Annotated in this window: 15 protein-coding genes; 9 read left to right on the top strand and 6 right to left on the bottom strand. The window is 67.8% G+C overall.

Features of this window, described 5'->3' with window-relative positions; all coding sequences use genetic code 11:
* The first annotated feature begins 5 nt into the window (after positions 1-5).
* Together MWN34_RS15260 and MWN34_RS15255 are read left to right on the top strand one after the other, a co-directional pair.
* Positions 6-191 carry a DUF2065 domain-containing protein gene (locus MWN34_RS15260; protein WP_247030171.1) on the top strand — a complete coding sequence of 62 codons (186 nt, stop codon included), beginning with the start codon at positions 6-8 and terminating at the stop codon, positions 189-191.
* A 178-nt stretch (positions 192-369) separates the two neighbouring features.
* A complete protein-coding gene (locus tag MWN34_RS15255; RefSeq protein ID WP_425532123.1) occupies positions 370-1,884 on the top strand; it encodes a DegQ family serine endoprotease in 1,515 nt (504 codons plus the stop codon).
* A gap of 86 nt (positions 1,885-1,970) precedes the next feature.
* Here MWN34_RS15255 and MWN34_RS15250 read toward each other — a convergent pair whose 3' ends face one another.
* Both MWN34_RS15250 and MWN34_RS15245 read right to left on the bottom strand, forming a co-directional pair.
* Positions 1,971-2,504 carry a DUF1036 domain-containing protein gene (locus tag MWN34_RS15250; protein ID WP_247030169.1) on the bottom strand — a complete coding sequence of 178 codons (534 nt, stop codon included), beginning with the start codon at positions 2,502-2,504 and terminating at the stop codon, positions 1,971-1,973.
* Positions 2,473-3,762: a glycerate kinase type-2 family protein gene (locus tag MWN34_RS15245; protein WP_247030168.1), complete on the bottom strand. Its 1,290-nt coding sequence runs from the start codon at positions 3,760-3,762 to the stop codon at positions 2,473-2,475. The genes MWN34_RS15250 and MWN34_RS15245 overlap by 32 nt, the downstream gene beginning before the upstream one ends.
* Positions 3,763-3,923: 161 nt before the next feature.
* On the opposite strand from MWN34_RS15245, the gene MWN34_RS15240 reads away from it, so the two are divergent.
* The 3 genes from MWN34_RS15240 (at position 3,924) to MWN34_RS15230 (ending at position 5,609) form a co-directional block, all read left to right on the top strand.
* Positions 3,924-4,802 carry an N-formylglutamate amidohydrolase gene (locus MWN34_RS15240; RefSeq protein WP_425532122.1) on the top strand — a complete coding sequence of 293 codons (879 nt, stop codon included), beginning with the start codon at positions 3,924-3,926 and terminating at the stop codon, positions 4,800-4,802.
* A 19-nt stretch (positions 4,803-4,821) separates the two neighbouring features.
* On the top strand, positions 4,822-5,139 hold the full coding sequence (locus tag MWN34_RS15235) for a DUF1244 domain-containing protein (RefSeq protein ID WP_247030167.1): 318 nt from the start codon (positions 4,822-4,824) through the stop codon (positions 5,137-5,139).
* 191 nt (positions 5,140-5,330) lie between these two features.
* Positions 5,331-5,609: a DUF2312 domain-containing protein gene (locus tag MWN34_RS15230; protein WP_247030166.1), complete on the top strand. Its 279-nt coding sequence runs from the start codon at positions 5,331-5,333 to the stop codon at positions 5,607-5,609.
* 88 nt (positions 5,610-5,697) lie between these two features.
* Here the strand turns inward: MWN34_RS15230 and MWN34_RS15225 are convergent, their stop codons facing one another.
* Entirely contained in the window at positions 5,698-7,365 is a 1,668-nt protein-coding gene (locus MWN34_RS15225) for a peptidoglycan L,D-endopeptidase MepK (RefSeq protein ID WP_425532129.1), read from the bottom strand.
* 462 nt (positions 7,366-7,827) lie between these two features.
* Positions 7,828-9,906 carry a L,D-transpeptidase family protein gene (locus MWN34_RS15220; protein WP_247030164.1) on the bottom strand — a complete coding sequence of 693 codons (2,079 nt, stop codon included), beginning with the start codon at positions 9,904-9,906 and terminating at the stop codon, positions 7,828-7,830.
* 402 nt (positions 9,907-10,308) lie between these two features.
* Between MWN34_RS15220 and purE the strand changes: the two genes are divergently transcribed.
* The 3 genes from purE to MWN34_RS15205 all read left to right on the top strand — a co-directional run bounded on the left by purE (position 10,309) and on the right by MWN34_RS15205 (position 13,009).
* A complete protein-coding gene (gene purE / locus MWN34_RS15215; RefSeq protein WP_247030163.1) occupies positions 10,309-10,809 on the top strand; it encodes a 5-(carboxyamino)imidazole ribonucleotide mutase in 501 nt (166 codons plus the stop codon).
* Positions 10,809-11,900, top strand: coding sequence for a 5-(carboxyamino)imidazole ribonucleotide synthase (locus MWN34_RS15210; RefSeq protein ID WP_247030162.1), 1,092 nt, complete (start codon positions 10,809-10,811; stop codon positions 11,898-11,900). Before purE ends, MWN34_RS15210 begins: the two co-directional genes overlap by 1 nt.
* A gap of 116 nt (positions 11,901-12,016) precedes the next feature.
* Positions 12,017-13,009 (top strand): protein-methionine-sulfoxide reductase heme-binding subunit MsrQ, encoded by a 993-nt coding sequence (locus MWN34_RS15205; protein ID WP_247030161.1) that lies wholly within the window; start codon positions 12,017-12,019, stop codon positions 13,007-13,009.
* Positions 13,010-13,053: 44 nt separating this feature from the next.
* Here the strand turns inward: MWN34_RS15205 and MWN34_RS15200 are convergent, their stop codons facing one another.
* Positions 13,054-13,665, bottom strand: a complete 612-nt coding sequence (locus tag MWN34_RS15200; protein WP_247030160.1) for an inorganic diphosphatase — start codon at positions 13,663-13,665, stop codon at positions 13,054-13,056.
* Between the two features lie 72 nt (positions 13,666-13,737).
* On the bottom strand, positions 13,738-14,646 hold the full coding sequence (gene miaA / locus MWN34_RS15195) for a tRNA (adenosine(37)-N6)-dimethylallyltransferase MiaA (RefSeq protein ID WP_247030159.1): 909 nt from the start codon (positions 14,644-14,646) through the stop codon (positions 13,738-13,740).
* Between the two features lie 148 nt (positions 14,647-14,794).
* Between miaA and serB the strand changes: the two genes are divergently transcribed.
* Entirely contained in the window at positions 14,795-15,691 is an 897-nt protein-coding gene (gene serB / locus MWN34_RS15190) for a phosphoserine phosphatase SerB (protein WP_247030158.1), read from the top strand.

The raw sequence follows: 15,691 nt of genomic DNA, 5'->3' as shown, positions 1-15,691 counted from the left end.
CGGCGATGTCGGATCTCATCGTCGCGCTCGGTCTGGTGTTTGTCATGGAAGGCCTGATGCTTGCGGCATTTCCTGCCGCAACGCGTCAGGCCATGGCGACCCTGCACGCACTACCCGACCACACACTCCGTATCCTCGGCATCTGCGGGGGGATTGCGGGGCTCGTCGTCGTCTGGCTGGTGCGCGGCTGACCGGTTGCGCCAGCCGGTGCTGCCTCAGGGCCTCGCACGCTTTTGGCTTGCATCGCGTGACCGGCCGGTCCAGCGTTCCACCCTGCCCGGCCACCCTGGCGGCATGTGCTGGCGGCGCGCATTCCGCGGCGACACGAGCCGCAAGCCAGCCGAAGCTCGTCCCCGGCTCCAAGGAGGCATGATGTTCCTGACCCCGACCCAGAGGCCGCGCGGGCCGTTTTCTTCCTTGTCCCGCCGGCTCGCCACCCTCGCTCTCGGTGCAATGGTTCTCGCGGCTCCGCTCGCGGCCCATGCGGCAGCGACCAAGGGGCCGGACACGGTCGCCGACACCGCAGCGCAGGTGATGGACGCGGTCGTGAACATCTCGACCTCGCAGACCGTGGCCGCCCAGCGCAGCGTACCGACGCCGCAGTTGCCACCCGGCTCACCTTTCGAGGAATTCTTCGACGAGTTCTTCAAGCGCCGCCAGCAGCAGGACGAGAATGGTGGCGAACGGCCGCGCAAGGTGTCCTCGCTCGGCTCCGGCTTCGTCATCGACGCCTCCGGCCTGGTGGTTACCAACAACCACGTCATCGCCGACGCCGACGAGATCTATGTGAATTTCAATGACGGCTCAAAGCTCAAGGCTGAACTCGTCGGGCGCGACACCAAGGTCGACCTCGCGCTGCTTCGGGTAAAGCCAGATGCCAGTAAGCCGCTCAAGGCGGTGAAGTTCGGCAATTCCGACGCGCTGCGCGTCGGCGACTGGGTGATGGCGGTCGGCAATCCGTTCGGCCTCGGCGGCACGCTGACGGTGGGCGTCATCTCGGCGCGCAACCGCGACATCAATGCGGGCCCCTACGACAATTTCCTGCAGACCGACGCCGCCATCAACCGCGGCAATTCCGGCGGCCCGCTCTTCAACATGGATGGCGACGTCATCGGCATCAACACCGCGATCATCTCGCCCTCCGGCGGGTCGATCGGCATCGGCTTCGCGGTTCCCTCGAACACCGCGATCCCGGTGGTTCAGCAGTTGCGCGATTTCGGCGAGACGCGGCGGGGCTGGATCGGCGTGCGGATCCAACAGGTGACGGACGACATCGCCGAAAGCCTCTCGCTCGGCAAGGCCCGCGGCGCCCTCGTCGGCGGCCTCACCGATGACGGCCCCGCGGCAAAGGCGGGCATCAAGGCCGGCGACGTGATCGTGGCCTTCGACGGCAAGGAGGTGAAGGACATGCGCTCCCTGCCGATCGTCGTGGCCGACACGGCGGTGGACAAGGAGGTCGATGTCGTCGTCATCCGCAAGGGCAAGCAGGAGACGCTGCGCCTGAAGGTCGGCCGCCTTGAGGAAAGCGAGAAGGTCGAGCAGGCCGCGCTGGAAAAGAAGGCTCCCGAGGCCGCCAAGCCGGCCACCACCAAGCTGATGGGGCTGGATCTTTCCGAGATCACTGCCGACCTGCGCACCAAGTTCAAGCTGAAGGACGAGATCAAGGGCGTGATGATCACCGGCGTCGATTCCGGCTCGGCCGCGGCCGACAAGGGTATCAAGCCGGGCCTTGTCATCCTCGAGGTCAATCAGGAGGCGGTTTCAACCCCGCAGGACATCCAGAAGCGGCTCGAAGCCCTCAAGAAGGACGGCCGCAAGTCTGCCTTGCTGATGGTGTCCGATCCCAATGGACAGGTGCAGTTTACCGCCATGCCGATCGACTGACGGCCAGCGCCTTCCGCGCTTCAGAAAAAACGCCGCATCTGAATGCCGGATGCGGCGTTTTTTCTGTCTTATTTTAATATGTTAGCTCAGGGTCGCTCGGGTGCCTTGGGCGGGATCGGCACCTTGCCGGGCGTGGACGTGCCGGGCTGGCTCTGCTCGGTCAGCTGCACCGTCCAGCTGCGCTGCTCGTGGGTGTCGACCTCGAAGAAGCCTGTGCGGTCATAGCCGCGCGCCAGGCAGTCCTGGATGCCGCGAATGGTGAACTCTTTTTCCCGCGTGCACATATAGGCCTTGCCGGCCCATTCTCCGCCGAGATCGTAATCCACCGCATAGACGTAATAATACCGTGCCACGAGATCGCCGCGCAGCAGCGTCTCGCAGCTATTGGCGTTCACGTTCCACCAGCCTTCGGTCGCCCAGGCGTCACCGTCCTTGTAGCCGACGGCAATACCCACCCGGCTGTCGGTACGGTTGCACAGGCGAAAATCGGCCGCCGCGGGCGCGCAGGCGAGCAGGAGCAGCGTCCCCGCCCCGCCCAGCAAGGCGGCAAGGCGCGGGACGCCGCGGCGGCGCGGCAGCGGCAGCGTGTCAGACGTCGATGAATACGGCGCGGAAATCATTGACGTTGGTACAGGTGGGTCCCGGATTCAGCAGGTCGCCGATCCGCTCGAAGAAGGTGGTCGAATCGTTATTGGCCAGGAACGCGGCAGGGTCGAGGCCGGCCTCGCGTGCTCGCGCAAGCGTGTCCGGCAGCACGAAGGCGCCCGCAGGATCGGTCGCATCGCCGCCGCCCCCATCGGTGCCGTCCGTGTCGCCCGCGACCGCATAGATGTCGCTCGCTCCCCCCAGCGCCTCGGCCAGGGCGAGCGCGAATTCCTGATTCGGGCCACCACGGCCATTGCCGCGCATGGTTACCGTGAGTTCGCCGCCCGAAAGCAGGATGGCCCGCTTGCCGGCCGCCTTCAGCTCCAGCGCCTTAGCCGCCTGTGCCGCCGCAACGTCGCGAGCCTCGCCTTCGAGATTGTCGCCGAGCAGGATCGGCTCCACCCCGCGATCGCGCGCCAGTTTCTCGGTCGCGACGAAGGAATCCAGCGGGCGCGAGATGAGGTGATATTCGGCGTTGGCAAAGGCGGCGTCGCCGGGCTTCGGCGATTCGTTGGCCGGGTCGCGCAGGGCGACGGCGATCGAAGCCGGCGGGTCGATGCGATAGCGCGTCAGCACCTCGCGCGCCTCGGCCAGCGTCGAGGGATCGGGCACGGTCGGGCCGGAACCGATCACCGCCGGATCGTCGCCCGGCACGTCGGAAATGGCGAGGGTCACCACCTTCGCCGGCTGCGACAGCGCTGCCAGCCGCCCGCCCTTGATGCGCGAGAGATGTTTGCGCACCGTATTGATCTCGGTGATGTTTGCGCCGGAGCGTAGCAAGGCGCGCGTCAAGGCGCGCTTGTCGTCCAGTTCGACGCCGCTGGCCGGCGCGATCCAGTTCGCCGAGGCGCCGCCCGAGAGCAGCACCAGCACGAGGTCGTCCGCGGTTGCGCTCGCCGCGAGGTCGAGCGCCTTCTGCGCGCCGGCAAGGCCCGCGGCGTCCGGTACCGGATGACCGGCTTCCACCATTTCAAGCTGCCGGGTCGGCCGGCCATAGCCATGGCGGGCGACGCCGATACCCACGAGACGCGAGGGATCGACGCCGAGCGTATCGAGATAATGGTGCTCGGCGACTTCGAGCATGGAGCCGGCGGCCTTGCCCGCGGCGAGCAGGATCAGCCGGCCGCTGACGGGTGCCGGTGGCAGCACGGGCGGAAGACAGGTCGAGGGATGGGCCGCGGCCACGGCCGCATTGAACAGTTCATCCAGAAAGGCGCGCGGCGAATCCGTCATTCCTACTCCCCATACCCTGCTTGGCGCAGGCCCCTTATAGTGTGCGCCGCGTTCCAGGGGGTCTTGCCGCCCATCACGCCATGCGAAGCGGTGTATTCCTATGGCACCCCGCCGCGTTCGTCACTATGCCTCTGTCTATAGAGTGTTTTACGGAACGGATGATGCGTCGTCGCACCCCAGAGGATTCGAACGGAACTCCCCCGCAGAGCATGACCTCCGCCGCGCTGGACAGCGAGGCCGGATATGGTGCGTTCGAGCGCGTGGCCGGCGCTGCGGAAAGCGGGCTCCTGCTGCTCTGCGACCATGCGTCGAACGAGATGCCGGCGGAATACGGCACGCTCGGCCTGCCGCAGTCCGAGCTGGAGCGGCATATCGGCTATGATATCGGCGTTGCGGGCGTCACGCGCGGGCTGGCGCGCCGGCTCGGCTGCCCGGCCGTGCTCTCCCATTTTTCCCGCCTGCTGATCGACCCCAATCGCGGCGAGGACGACCCCACGCTCGTGATGCGCCTGTCGGATGGCGCGGTGGTGCCGGGCAACAGGCACGTCACACAGGAGGAAATCGCCCGGCGCATCGCCCGTTTCCATCGCCCCTATCACAGCGCCATAGAGGCCGAGATCGCGCGGATGCGCACGGCAGGTATAGTACCGGTGCTCCTCTCCATCCACAGCTTCACGCCGGTCTGGCGCGGCGTCCCGCGGCCTTGGCATGCGGCGATCCTGTGGGACCAGGACCCGCGCTTCAGCACGCTGCTGATCGACGGGCTGCGCGCCGAGGGCGATCTCGTGGTCGGAGACAACGAGCCCTATGACGGCGCGTTGCGCAACGACGTGATGTTCCGCCACGGCACGGCACGCGGCCTGCCCCATGCGCTCATCGAGATCCGGCAGGATCTGATCGGTGATGCCGCGGGCGAGGAAGCATGGGCGGAACGGCTCGCCCGCCTGTTGCCACCGATGTTGACAAGGCCCGAGATGCGTCAGGTGAGCGCCTTCGGCTCGCGAACCGGCCCGGTCGATCCCATCTTCGAGACCACGTGAACATCACAAGGAGGACGCCATGTCCGCCCCTGCCGCCCTCGACGAGACCACCCGCACCGAACTGGAGGCCGCCGCCTTCCGTCGCCTCGTGGCCCATCTGCGCGCGCGCACCGACGTGCAGAATATCGACCTGATGAATCTCGCCGGCTTCTGCCGCAACTGCCTGGCGAACTGGTATCTCGACGCAGCGCAGGAACGCGGGCTGCCGCTCTCGAAGGACCAGAGCCGCGAGGCGGTCTATGGCATGCCTTATGAGGAGTGGAAGGTGCGTCACCAGAGCGAGGCGAGCGACGCGCAAAAGCAGGCCTTCGACCGCGCCGCCGGCGAACCGCACTAACGGGCCGGCCGTCGTTTTCATCCGCATCATGGCACCGCAGCTTTCCACAGGCGGCGACATCGCCGGTGGATGTCGGCTCCGTCGCGCTTGACGCGGCGAGGCTGACGGGCGCTGATCCCCGACCTTATTTCATCGAAGGGCTGCCGGCCGCATCGCCTGTGCATCGGCCGGCCCGCCCCGCGGGAGACCTCATGTCCGACATTCCGAACGACCAGCCGCTGTCCGACGCCGCCGCCGGCTTTGCCAAGGAGCAGCTTAAATCCTTCATCGAACGTATCGAGCGGCTCGAAGAGGAAAAGAAGTCCATCGCCGACGACATCAAGGATGTCTTCGCCGAGGCGAAGGGCACCGGCTTTGACGTGAAGGCCCTGCGCGAGATCCTCAAGATCCGCAAGCAGGATGCCGACCAGCGCGCCGAGCACGAGGCCATTGTCGACCTCTATCTTCAGGCGCTCGGCATGGTCGGCTGACCGGGCCACGATCCATCAGGCAAAAGGACCGGCGCGGAAACATCCTCGCGCCGGTCCTTTTCTTTTTCCCTTGAGGGTGGAAGCCGCCTCAGTTCGCTGCCGTCCAGGTGCGGCGGGGCGGCAGCGGCGCCGCGCTGGCGAGGGTAACGACCCGGACCGCGACCACGGCGGCGCCGGAGAAGCGCTTCGTCTCAAGCCCGCTCGAGGCATCTCGACCGAAGCCGCCATCCACCACCTGCCGCGGGGCGGCCACGAAGGCGGCGAAGCGGCGAAGTTCCGGCGTACGCAGAGCGGTGTCGCGCGCCACGGTCGGGCTGGCGAAGAGCTTGCGAATTTCGGCCTGTGCCTCCGCGCTTGCCGGACGGGTGGCGGCGATGCGCGCGGGGCCGGGCACGGAAGACGGCACATGGCTCGGCGCGGCAGAAGCGACCTGCGTCGGCAGCATCGGAGCGCTGGCTGCGCGGCCGGGTTGCTGACGCGGCGGCACGAACGAGCCGGCCGAGGCGTAGGAGAGTTGATCTGCGCCGATATTCACCGTGCCGGCGTCGCCGCGAGTGAAGCCGTTGGTGATGAGCAAGGGCAACGGCGTGGCGGAGGCGAGTTGCGCGCCCGTGTCAGACGTCGTCACGTCAGGCGCGATCGTCGAAGGCTGTGCGGGAACGGATGCGGCGGCGAATTGCGGACGTGCCATCGGCACCGGCACATCCGTCGCAGGGGCGGCGGTCCCGACCTGCTCGTCCCCCGGAGCGGCAAGGCCCGGCCGGGCCATCGGCAGCGGCACGTCCGCACTCGCCATGGCGAGGGTGACCGGCGCGCTCGGCATCTCCGGCTTGCGTATCGGCAGCGGCACGTCGGCATTGGCGACCACGCTCGCCGCAGCCGCAACGCGGGACGGAGGCGGCACGGCAACGGAGGCAGGCGCCGCGGCGGTCGGGGCCGGGCTGTCGTCTTCGTCATCCGACGAAGCGCCCGCGCCATTGGCGGCCGCAACACGGGTCGGCGCCGCGGCACGGGCCGGAGCGGGAGCCGGCGCGGCGCCCTCCTCCTCGTCGTCATCCTTGCCGAACAGCGCAGCGAACAGGTTCTTCGACTTGCCGCCCGTCTTGCCGCCGGATTCGAAGGCGCCTGCGAAGGCCGCGCCCGCCCCGCCCGGACGGCTGCCACGTGCCTCGATCTCGGCAAGAGCCAGCGCGTAGCCGGGCATCGGCTTGCCGTCCACGGGAATGTGCACCGTCTTGCCGTTCGGGAAGACACGCGCGAGTTCCGGCCGGGTCATGCGCGGCCAGTGCCGCACGCCGCCGGTATCCATATGCACGAAGGGCGAGCCGGAGGTCGGATAGAAACCGACACCGCCGCGTTGCAGGCGGAGCCCCGCCTCACGCAGCTTGTAAAGCGGCACGCCGGGAATGAAGAAGTCCATCGCCTTGCCGAGCGTGTGCTGGCTCATCTGGGCGACGCCGCGCGAGCGGGCGCGGAGCATGGCATTGGTCGCCGGCGAACGATAACCGCCAATCACCTGCACCGGCTGGGTGGCGCCGCTTTCGCGGTAGACCTCCCAGATGATGTCGTACAGCGCCGGGTCCATCTTGGTCGGCTCTTTGCGGCGCCAATCCTGGAGGAACACGTTCAGCTTCTGCAGTGCGGCGGGGTCGTAGCGACCATCGCGCTTGAAGGTGATGTTGATGTCCTCGCCCGAATGGACGTGATGCATCGTCAGGCTGCGCGTATCGCCATTGGCGACGGCGTCCTGGAGCATGTCGGTGCCGCACACGAGGCCCAACGCCGCCAGGACGAAGGCGGAGGCGACGCGATGCTTGCGGAGCGTTTCGGTAATGCGCACGAACCTGAACCCGCGGCCAAACGTTTCCTGAGGCGGCACGGCCCGTTTTGGAGACACCCTCCACGGGTCGCGTCGGACATGGTCAACACAGTCTTGCCGGGTTTGGTTAAGGCCGCGTTAGCGAGCCAACCCCCACTTCCCATGACACTGGCTAAAAGTGGAGTGTGGCGAAATAGTGCCGATCCATAAAAAACAGGTGATCCACACATATCCCCAGCACTATGTCTTATCTTGTTGCACTGAAGCAACAAATACCATTCAGGATGTTCGCGCATCCCTCTCGGGAAGACGGCGCAAACGAAAAAGGCGAGCCATCGGCCCGCCTCCTTTTCGACTCAGATCTTGCCCGCGGCGATCTCTGCAGGCTTCGGTCGGCCATCACTGCTGGGCCGTCTTGCGCCCCCGATCGGCCACTCGCCGCGCGCCGTCGAGACCGAGCATCAGGCGGGTCTGAGCATCGATGCCGTAGAGATCCTCCCGCGAGACCAGAGTGCCGGAATCGTCGACGAAGACATTGAAATAGGCGAGGTGCACCGGGAAGCGCTGCTTCAGGTTCACGTATTTCTCCGAGCCGCCGATCAGCTTGCCGATGCGCTGCTGGCTCCAGCTATCGGCCGGCATACCCAGCCTGAAGATGACCTCGGCGAAGTCCATCGGCTCGAACACGCGCACGCAGCCATGGCTGAAGGCGCGGCGGTCCTGCGCGAACAGCGCACGGCTGGGGGTGTCGTGCAGGTAGACGGAGTGCTTGTTCGGGAAGATGAACTTGATGTGGCCGAGCGCGTTTCGCTCGCCCGGCGGCTGGCGGAACGAATAGCCCTGCGTACCGCGGCTCCAGTCCACGCTCGCCGGATCGACGACCCGGCCGTTGCGCACCACGTCGATGCCCTGCTTGGCGAGGAAATAGGGGTCGCCGGCCAGACGCGGCAGATATTCCTTGCGCGCGATGCCGGGCGGCACGTTCCAGGAAGGGTTGAAGACGAGATATTCCATATTGTGGCTGAGCAGCGGCGTCGGATTCTCCGGCTTGCCGACCACCACCTTGGTCTGGTGCGCGACCTCGCCTTCCTTGTAGATGCGCACCACGAATTCAGGAATGTTCACCAGCACATAGGCGGGCGCCACCTCATGGGGCAGCCAGCGCCAGCGCTCCATGTTCGACACGATCATGTCGATGCGCTTCTCGCCGGTGTCGTTCAGCGCGTCGATCAGCCCCTTGCCGACGATACCGTTCGCAGTCTGGCCATAGCGGCGCTGCGCGGCCTTCACCGCATCCACCAGATCAGCATCGTAGAGCGTATTGTCGGCCTCGCCGGGAACGCCGAACCGAGCCCGCAGCACCGGCACGCGCACGTCCTGCATGTTGGGCCGCAACACCTTGCCGCCGGGCACCTGGGGCGGAGGCGGGCCGTCGTTACGCACCTGCTTGCCGCGTAGCTCGGCCAGCTTGGCCTTGAGGCGGGCATATTGCGGATACTGCGGAGCATAAGCCGCCAGCACCGCCTTCACATCCGGGGCGGTTGCGACGCTGGCGAGCACGGCAGCCGGGTCGATGGGCGTCGGCGAGACGTCGACATCGTCAGAAATGCGCGCCGGGTTGAAACGCCCGGCCTGCAGGTGGCGGGCATAAAGCAGGGTCGCGGCGGCGAGCCGAAGCTCGGTTTCGGCAGCGGTCTGGGGGCTGGCGCCGGCCGTGGGAAGGGCGACGTCGTAATCGGCCGGGGACAGGCCGTCCTGCGCCGCGGTCGCTATCTGCGCGCGCACGTCCTTTCCGATCGAGGAGAGCCCATTCCCGTCCATGAGGAACGGGCGATCGGCACGGGCGGCGTAGAAGGCCACCAGCGCGTCCTGATCGATCTTGGCCGGCACGTAGCGCGACAGGTCCGGAGAAGCGAACAGCGCAGCAAGGGCCTGAGCAGCGGGATCGGCAGCCGGCTGGACAGCCTGCTGCACCGGCGCCTCGGGCACGGGCGCAGCCGCCGCGGGAGGCTGCGTCACCGGGGCCGGAACCGCGGCATTGTCGTGAGGCGCTTCGGGCGTCGATGGGGCCGGGCCGGTCGCGGCCGGCGGCGTCGGTTCGACGGGAGCCGTCGCGGCGGGCTCATCCGCAGGCGCGGCGATATCCGGGCTCTGCGAGGCACGGGCAGGATCGATCGGGGAAAGATCCTGCGTCAGCGGAGCCTCCAGCACATCCTCACTGGTGTCGGTGTGAGCGCCGATGCTGCCGGTCACCTCGTCAGCCGCCGGGGGAAGCGCCTCGCCAGTGCCCATCCCCGCCGGAAGGCTCGGGGTATCGGTCGAGACGGTGGCGACGCGCCCGGCCTGCGCCTCGGCGGGCACCACCGGCAGCACCATCAGCCCGACCGCCGGCAGCAGCAGGGCCACGCCCGCCATCAGCGCCGCACGACGGCGCGAGAAGCCGGCGCCGCTGCGCTCATCCTGGTGCCGTATCGTCATGGCCTCTCACGTCCCATTCCAGCGTCCGGGGTATGCCCGGCCTGCCCCACGCTTCCGTTTTGAACGAAGCTCCCGCAGGTGCAACTCAACACATGCAAGGTTCGTTCAAATTTCATCCCATGCGACGGCCGGGGCACAGCGCGCCCGATGCAAGGCAGGGGACAAATGGAGGAATGGGACGGCGAGCGATGCCACTGTTCCCGTGCACGCATTAATGCCCGATTAACGAAACGGCATTGTCGACGACATACATGACGCCAACCCGCTTGACGGTCATTCTCTCCCCTGCAAGATCTTCCGCGCGACCGCGCGCGAAATCATACTGCCACCATGCTTGGGCCCTTGCTCAACGTTAGGCGATTCCTATAATCCGCGCCTCTTTTTCGGATCGAAGGACGCGAGATGAACGCCTCGACGACCGCGAGCGGGCGGCCGGTCGCCATCATCATGGGCAGCCAGTCGGACTGGGACACCATGCGCCATGCCGCAGAGACGCTCGATGCACTCGGCGTCGGCCATGTGGTCCGCATCGTCTCGGCGCACCGCACCCCGGACCGGATGTATGCCTTCGCCAAAGGAGCGCGCGAGGAAGGGTTCAGGCTCATTATCGCGGGAGCCGGCGGGGCGGCCCACCTGCCGGGCATGGTCGCCGCGCTGACCCCGCTGCCGGTGTTCGGCGTGCCGGTGGAGAGCAAGGCGCTGTCGGGGCTCGACAGCCTCTATTCCATCGTCCAGATGCCCGCCGGCATCCCGGTCGGCACGCTCGCCATCGGCAAGGCCGGCGCGACCAACGCCGCGCTGCTCGCCGCCGCCGTCCTCGCCACCACGGACCCCGCCCTCGCCGAACGGCTCGACGCCTGGCGCGCCGAGCGTACCGCCGCCGTCACGGAGAGTCCCGTCTGATGTCCCATGCCGCCATGCTCCGCCCCGGTTCCACCATCGGCATTCTCGGCGGTGGCCAACTTGCACGGATGATCGCGCTCGCCGCCGCCCCGCTGGGGCTGAAGACCCATATCTACGCGCCCGAGGCCGGCAGCCCGGCCTTCGATGTCGCCACCGCCCACAGCCGGGCAGCCTATGACGACACGGACGCGCTGGACCGCTTCGCTGCCGCGGTCGATGTCGTGACCTACGAATTCGAGAACGTGCCGGTCGCGACCGCGGAGCATCTGGCGAAGACGATCGCCGTCCACCCCGGCACCCGCGCGCTCGGCATCACCCAGGAACGACTGCTGGAGAAGAGCTTCGTTGCCGGCCTCGGCATCGAGACGGCGCCTTTCGCCAAGGTCGATACGCTGGAGGAGCTGGAGGAGGCGTTGTCCGTCATCGGCCGCCCGGCGGTGCTGAAGACGCGCCGCTTCGGCTATGACGGCAAGGGCCAGACGATGATCCGCGAAGGCGACAGCGCGGCGAGCGCGTTCGACGCCATCGGCCGGCACCCGGCGATCCTTGAAGGGTTCGTTCCCTTCGTGCGCGAGGTCTCGGTGGTGGCCGCGCGCCGCGCCGACGGCGCCTTCGCCGCCTATGAGGTGACGGAGAACGAGCACCGCCACCACATTCTCCACCGTTCCACCGTGCCGGCCAACGTGACGTCCATGGGCGAGGCCGCTGCCGGGGAGATCGCCCGGCAGATTGCCGACGCGCTCGGCTATGTCGGCGTGTTCGCGGTGGAGCTGTTCGTGGTCGGCAGCGGTATCGACGAGCGGATCGTGGTCAACGAAATCGCCCCGCGGGTCCACAATTCCGGCCACTGGACGCTGGACGGCGCCGATACCAGCCAGTTCGAACAGCATGTGCGCGCCATTTCCGGCTGGCCGCTCGGCTCCACGGCACGCCGCGGGCCGCGGGTCGAAATGACCAACCTGATCGGCGACGAGGCCGGGGAATGGCACCACATCCTCGAAACGCCGGGGGCGCATCTGCATCTCTACGGCAAGGCCGAGGCGCGGGCCGGCCGCAAGATGGGGCACTGGACGCGGGTGCTGCCGGAATAAAGAGGGGGAATCGGCGGCGCGGCAGCTTTGTCACGCGAAGTTGCTCGCGCGCGACGTGACGACGTCCATCGCACAGCCAAGGATGCGCGCTATCAACCTGCCATCCCGGAGCCGTCATGCCCTTCCTGCGCGAACGATCCGGGCGCCTCAGCCCGGAGAAGGTCCTTGCCCTGCTGGTGGCGCTGCTGCCGGCCGCGCTGCTGGCGTGGCGCGCCTTCCACGGCGAATTTTCCGGCTTCAGCTTCGGCGGCGGGCTCGATGCGACATCGGGCGCGGCGCCGGGATTGGGTGGCCCCGGTTTGGGTGGGCCGGGATTGGGCGGATCCGCTCTCGGCGGTACGGGCCCGGATACGGGTCTCGGCAGTGGCGCGGCGGGGGGTGGACGGCCACTCGTCACCATTATCCGCTTCATCGGCGACTGGACCGTGCGGCTTCTGCTCATCACCCTCGCCATCACCCCGGCGCGACGGCTCTTCAACTGGCCGAAACTGCTGCTCGCCCGGCGCACGCTGGGCGTCGCTGCGCTGGCGTGGCTTCTTGTCCATTTCGGTTTCTACATCGCCGACATGGGCGGCAATCTCGGTATCGTCGCCCGAGAGATCGCCGTGCGCATCTATCTCACCATCGGCTTCGTCGCGCTGCTCGCATTCCTCGCGCTCGGCCTTACCTCGACCGATGCCGCCATTCGCCGGCTCGGTGCGGAGCGGTGGAACCGGCTGCACGCGCTCATCTATCCGGCGACCGCATTGGGCATCCTGCACTTCTTCATGCAGCAGAAGCTGGATGTCACCGAACCGACCCTGATGGCGGGGCTGTTCGTCTGGCTGATGGGGTGGCGGCTGCTGCAAGGACGCGACCTCGGCACCTCGACGGCGGCGCTGCTCGGGCTCGCGATTGCCGCCGGCCTCGCGACGGCGGGCCTGGAGGCAGCGTGGTACGGCCTCGCCACCGGCGTCGACCCGCACCGCGTGCTGGCTGCGAACCTCGCCTTCGAGGATTCGATCCGCCCGGCCTGGTGGGTGGCGAGCGCAGGCGTGGTTGCGGCTCTGGCAAGCGCCATTGCGCTCAGGCTGCGTCCGCTGCCCGCCCGTCGCACCGCGCGGGCATGACATGAGCGGCCGGGCACGCGCCCGGCCCTCGTCGTCACAGGAAGCTACTTCGGCTGCTTGGCGCGATAGGCCTCGAGCGCGGAGATCACTTCCTTGCCCGCCGCCTCGGCCGTGTCGTAACCCTTCACCTCGACCACCTTGCTCTTGGCCGGAAGCTGTTTGTAGACGCGGAAGAATGCCTCCAGCCGGTCGCGCTCGATCGCCGGCAGGTCGTCCATGCTGTGGATCTTCTCATAGGTCGGGTCGATTTTGCCGGCGGGCACCGCAACGATCTTGTCGTCGACCTCGCCGCCGTCGATCATCTTCAGGACGCCGATCGGGCGCACCTTGATGAAGGCACCGGGCACGATCGGTTCGCGCGTGTAGACCAGCACGTCCAGCGGATCGCCGTCGCCGCCAAGCGAGGACGGGATCGAGCCGTAGTTCGCCGGATAGGCTACCGGCATCGACATGTAGCGATCCACGAGAACGAAGCCGGTATCGGCGTCGATCTCGTATTTGGTCATGCTGCCGGCCGGGATTTCGATGAGCGCATAGAACTCCGACGTGTCCTTCGGCTGCGGAAAGGCGAAGGGCAGCGGGCGTTCCGCGGCAAGGAGGGGCGCGGCGAGAAGCGTGAGGGCCGCGGCGAGGCCGGTCATTCGGGAGATGCGCACGGGGCAATCCTTTGCGGGTTTCGGATAAGGTTCCGCTTAGGAAGCTTGCGTGACAGGCCGATTACACTGCACTTACGGATAGAGCGCGCGCAGCAATGCCTCGGCCTTCTCCACCGTCACCGCCTCGAAGCCGCCGAGCTGGTGGCGGAACCAGGTGTCCTGCCGCTTGGCATAATGCCGCGTGTCGAGAATGCCGCCCTCCGCCGCCTCCGCAAGCGATATCTCCCCGGCGAAGTGCCGGGCCAGCCACGGCACGCCATGGGCCTTGAGGATAGTGCGATCGGCAGGCAGGCCGCGCGCCAGCAGCGCCCGGACCTCGTCGGCGGCACCTGCCTCCAGCATGGCGAGGAAGCGCGTCGCGATGCGCGCGCGCAGCGCCGCCCGGTCCGTGGCGAGAAACAGCTTCACCGCCTCGACGCCCGCCAGAGGACCCGGCACGGCCGGCTCGCGCTGCCATTCGGCCAGTGGACGAGCCGTCGCCTCGAACACTTCGATCGCCCGCAGGATGCGCTGCGTGTCGGAAGGGCGCAGCCGTCCCGCGCTCTCCGGATCCATGGTCGCCAGCCGGGCATGAAGCGTGGCCGCATCGTCCGTCAGCCCGCGCACCCGCGCACGGATTTCGGCAGGGATGGCGGGAATCGCCGACAGCCCTTCGGTGAGCGCACGGAAATAGAGGCCGGTGCCCCCGATCACGATGGCAAGCCGGTCCTGCGCGCGCAGCTCCTGCAGCACCGTGGCGACATCCGCCAGCCACGCGGCGACGGAATAGTCCTGCGCACCGTCGACATGGCCATAGAGCCGGTGCGGCGCGCGGGCTTCCTCCTCCGCCGTCGGACGGGCGGTGATGAGGCGGAGGTCGCGATAGACCTGCATCGAATCGGCATTGACGACGACGCCACCCGAACGCTCGGCAAGAGCGAGCGCCAGTGCCGACTTGCCGCTCGCCGTCGGCCCTGCAATAAGCACCACGCGCGGGGCCAAGCGCCGTCTCCCTTGCGTTCCGGCGCCTGCGCGCCGGCTCTGCCACCTTTGTCTGCCGCCCTTCTTGCCTGCCACTGCATCGAGGGCAAGCCCTCTACGGCAGGCTGATCCTCCAACGGGCCCGGCCAGCCGGGTCGAAACACGATCCATGTCCGATATCGCGCCTGCTCACGTCGCCATCCTCATCAGCAATCCCTCACGCCCGGCGCTCGACGCCGCCCTCGTCGGCGGCATCGCCGCGCAACTGCCCGATGCAGGCCAACCCCGCTGGCTGGCCGAGGGCGTCGCGGCGGAAATTCCGTGCGGACCCGTGGCAGATGTCGCCGCCCTCAGGCGCACGATCGGCGAGGCGCCGGTCGATGTTGCCGTGCTGCCGGCGGCGGGGCGGCGCAAGCAGTTGTTCCTCGCCGACATGGATTCCACCATGATCGGGCAGGAGTGCATTGACGAGCTCGCCGATTTCGCCGGCATGAAGCCGATGGTGGCCACGATCACCGAGCGCGCCATGCGCGGCGAGATCGCCTTCGAGCCGGCCCTGCGCGAGCGCGTGGCCCTGCTGCGCGGCCTGCCGGTCGGGGTGGTGGACAGCGTGATCGCCGAACGCATCACCCTCACGCCCGGTGCGACGACGCTGGTGCGCACCATGCGGGCCAACGGCGCCCACACGATGCTGGTGTCGGGCGGCTTCACCGTCTTCACCAGCAAGGTTGCCGCAGCGATCGGCTTCCATGAGCAGCGCGCCAACGAACTCCTGATCGAGGACGAGCATTTCGCCGGCACCGTCGCCGAGCCCATTCTCGGTCGGGAGGCCAAGCTCGCCGCGCTGGAGCAACTCTGCGCCCGCCACGATCTGCCGGCAACGGCAACGATGGCGGTGGGCGACGGGGCGAATGACCTCGCCATGGTACAGGCCGCCGGCATCGGCGTCGCCTATCACGCCAAGCCGCAGGTTGCCGCCGCTGCGCAGGTGCGGATCGACCATGGTGACCTCACCGCGCTGCTTTACCTGCAGGGCTACAGCCGCGACGCTTTCATCGAGCGCTGA

The organism is Ancylobacter crimeensis (assembly GCF_023016805.1).
Classification (GTDB): Bacteria; Pseudomonadota; Alphaproteobacteria; order Rhizobiales; family Xanthobacteraceae; genus Ancylobacter; species Ancylobacter crimeensis.
The sequence above is the reverse complement of the archived record's forward strand: the minus strand, read 5'-3'. Positions and strand labels throughout refer to the sequence as shown.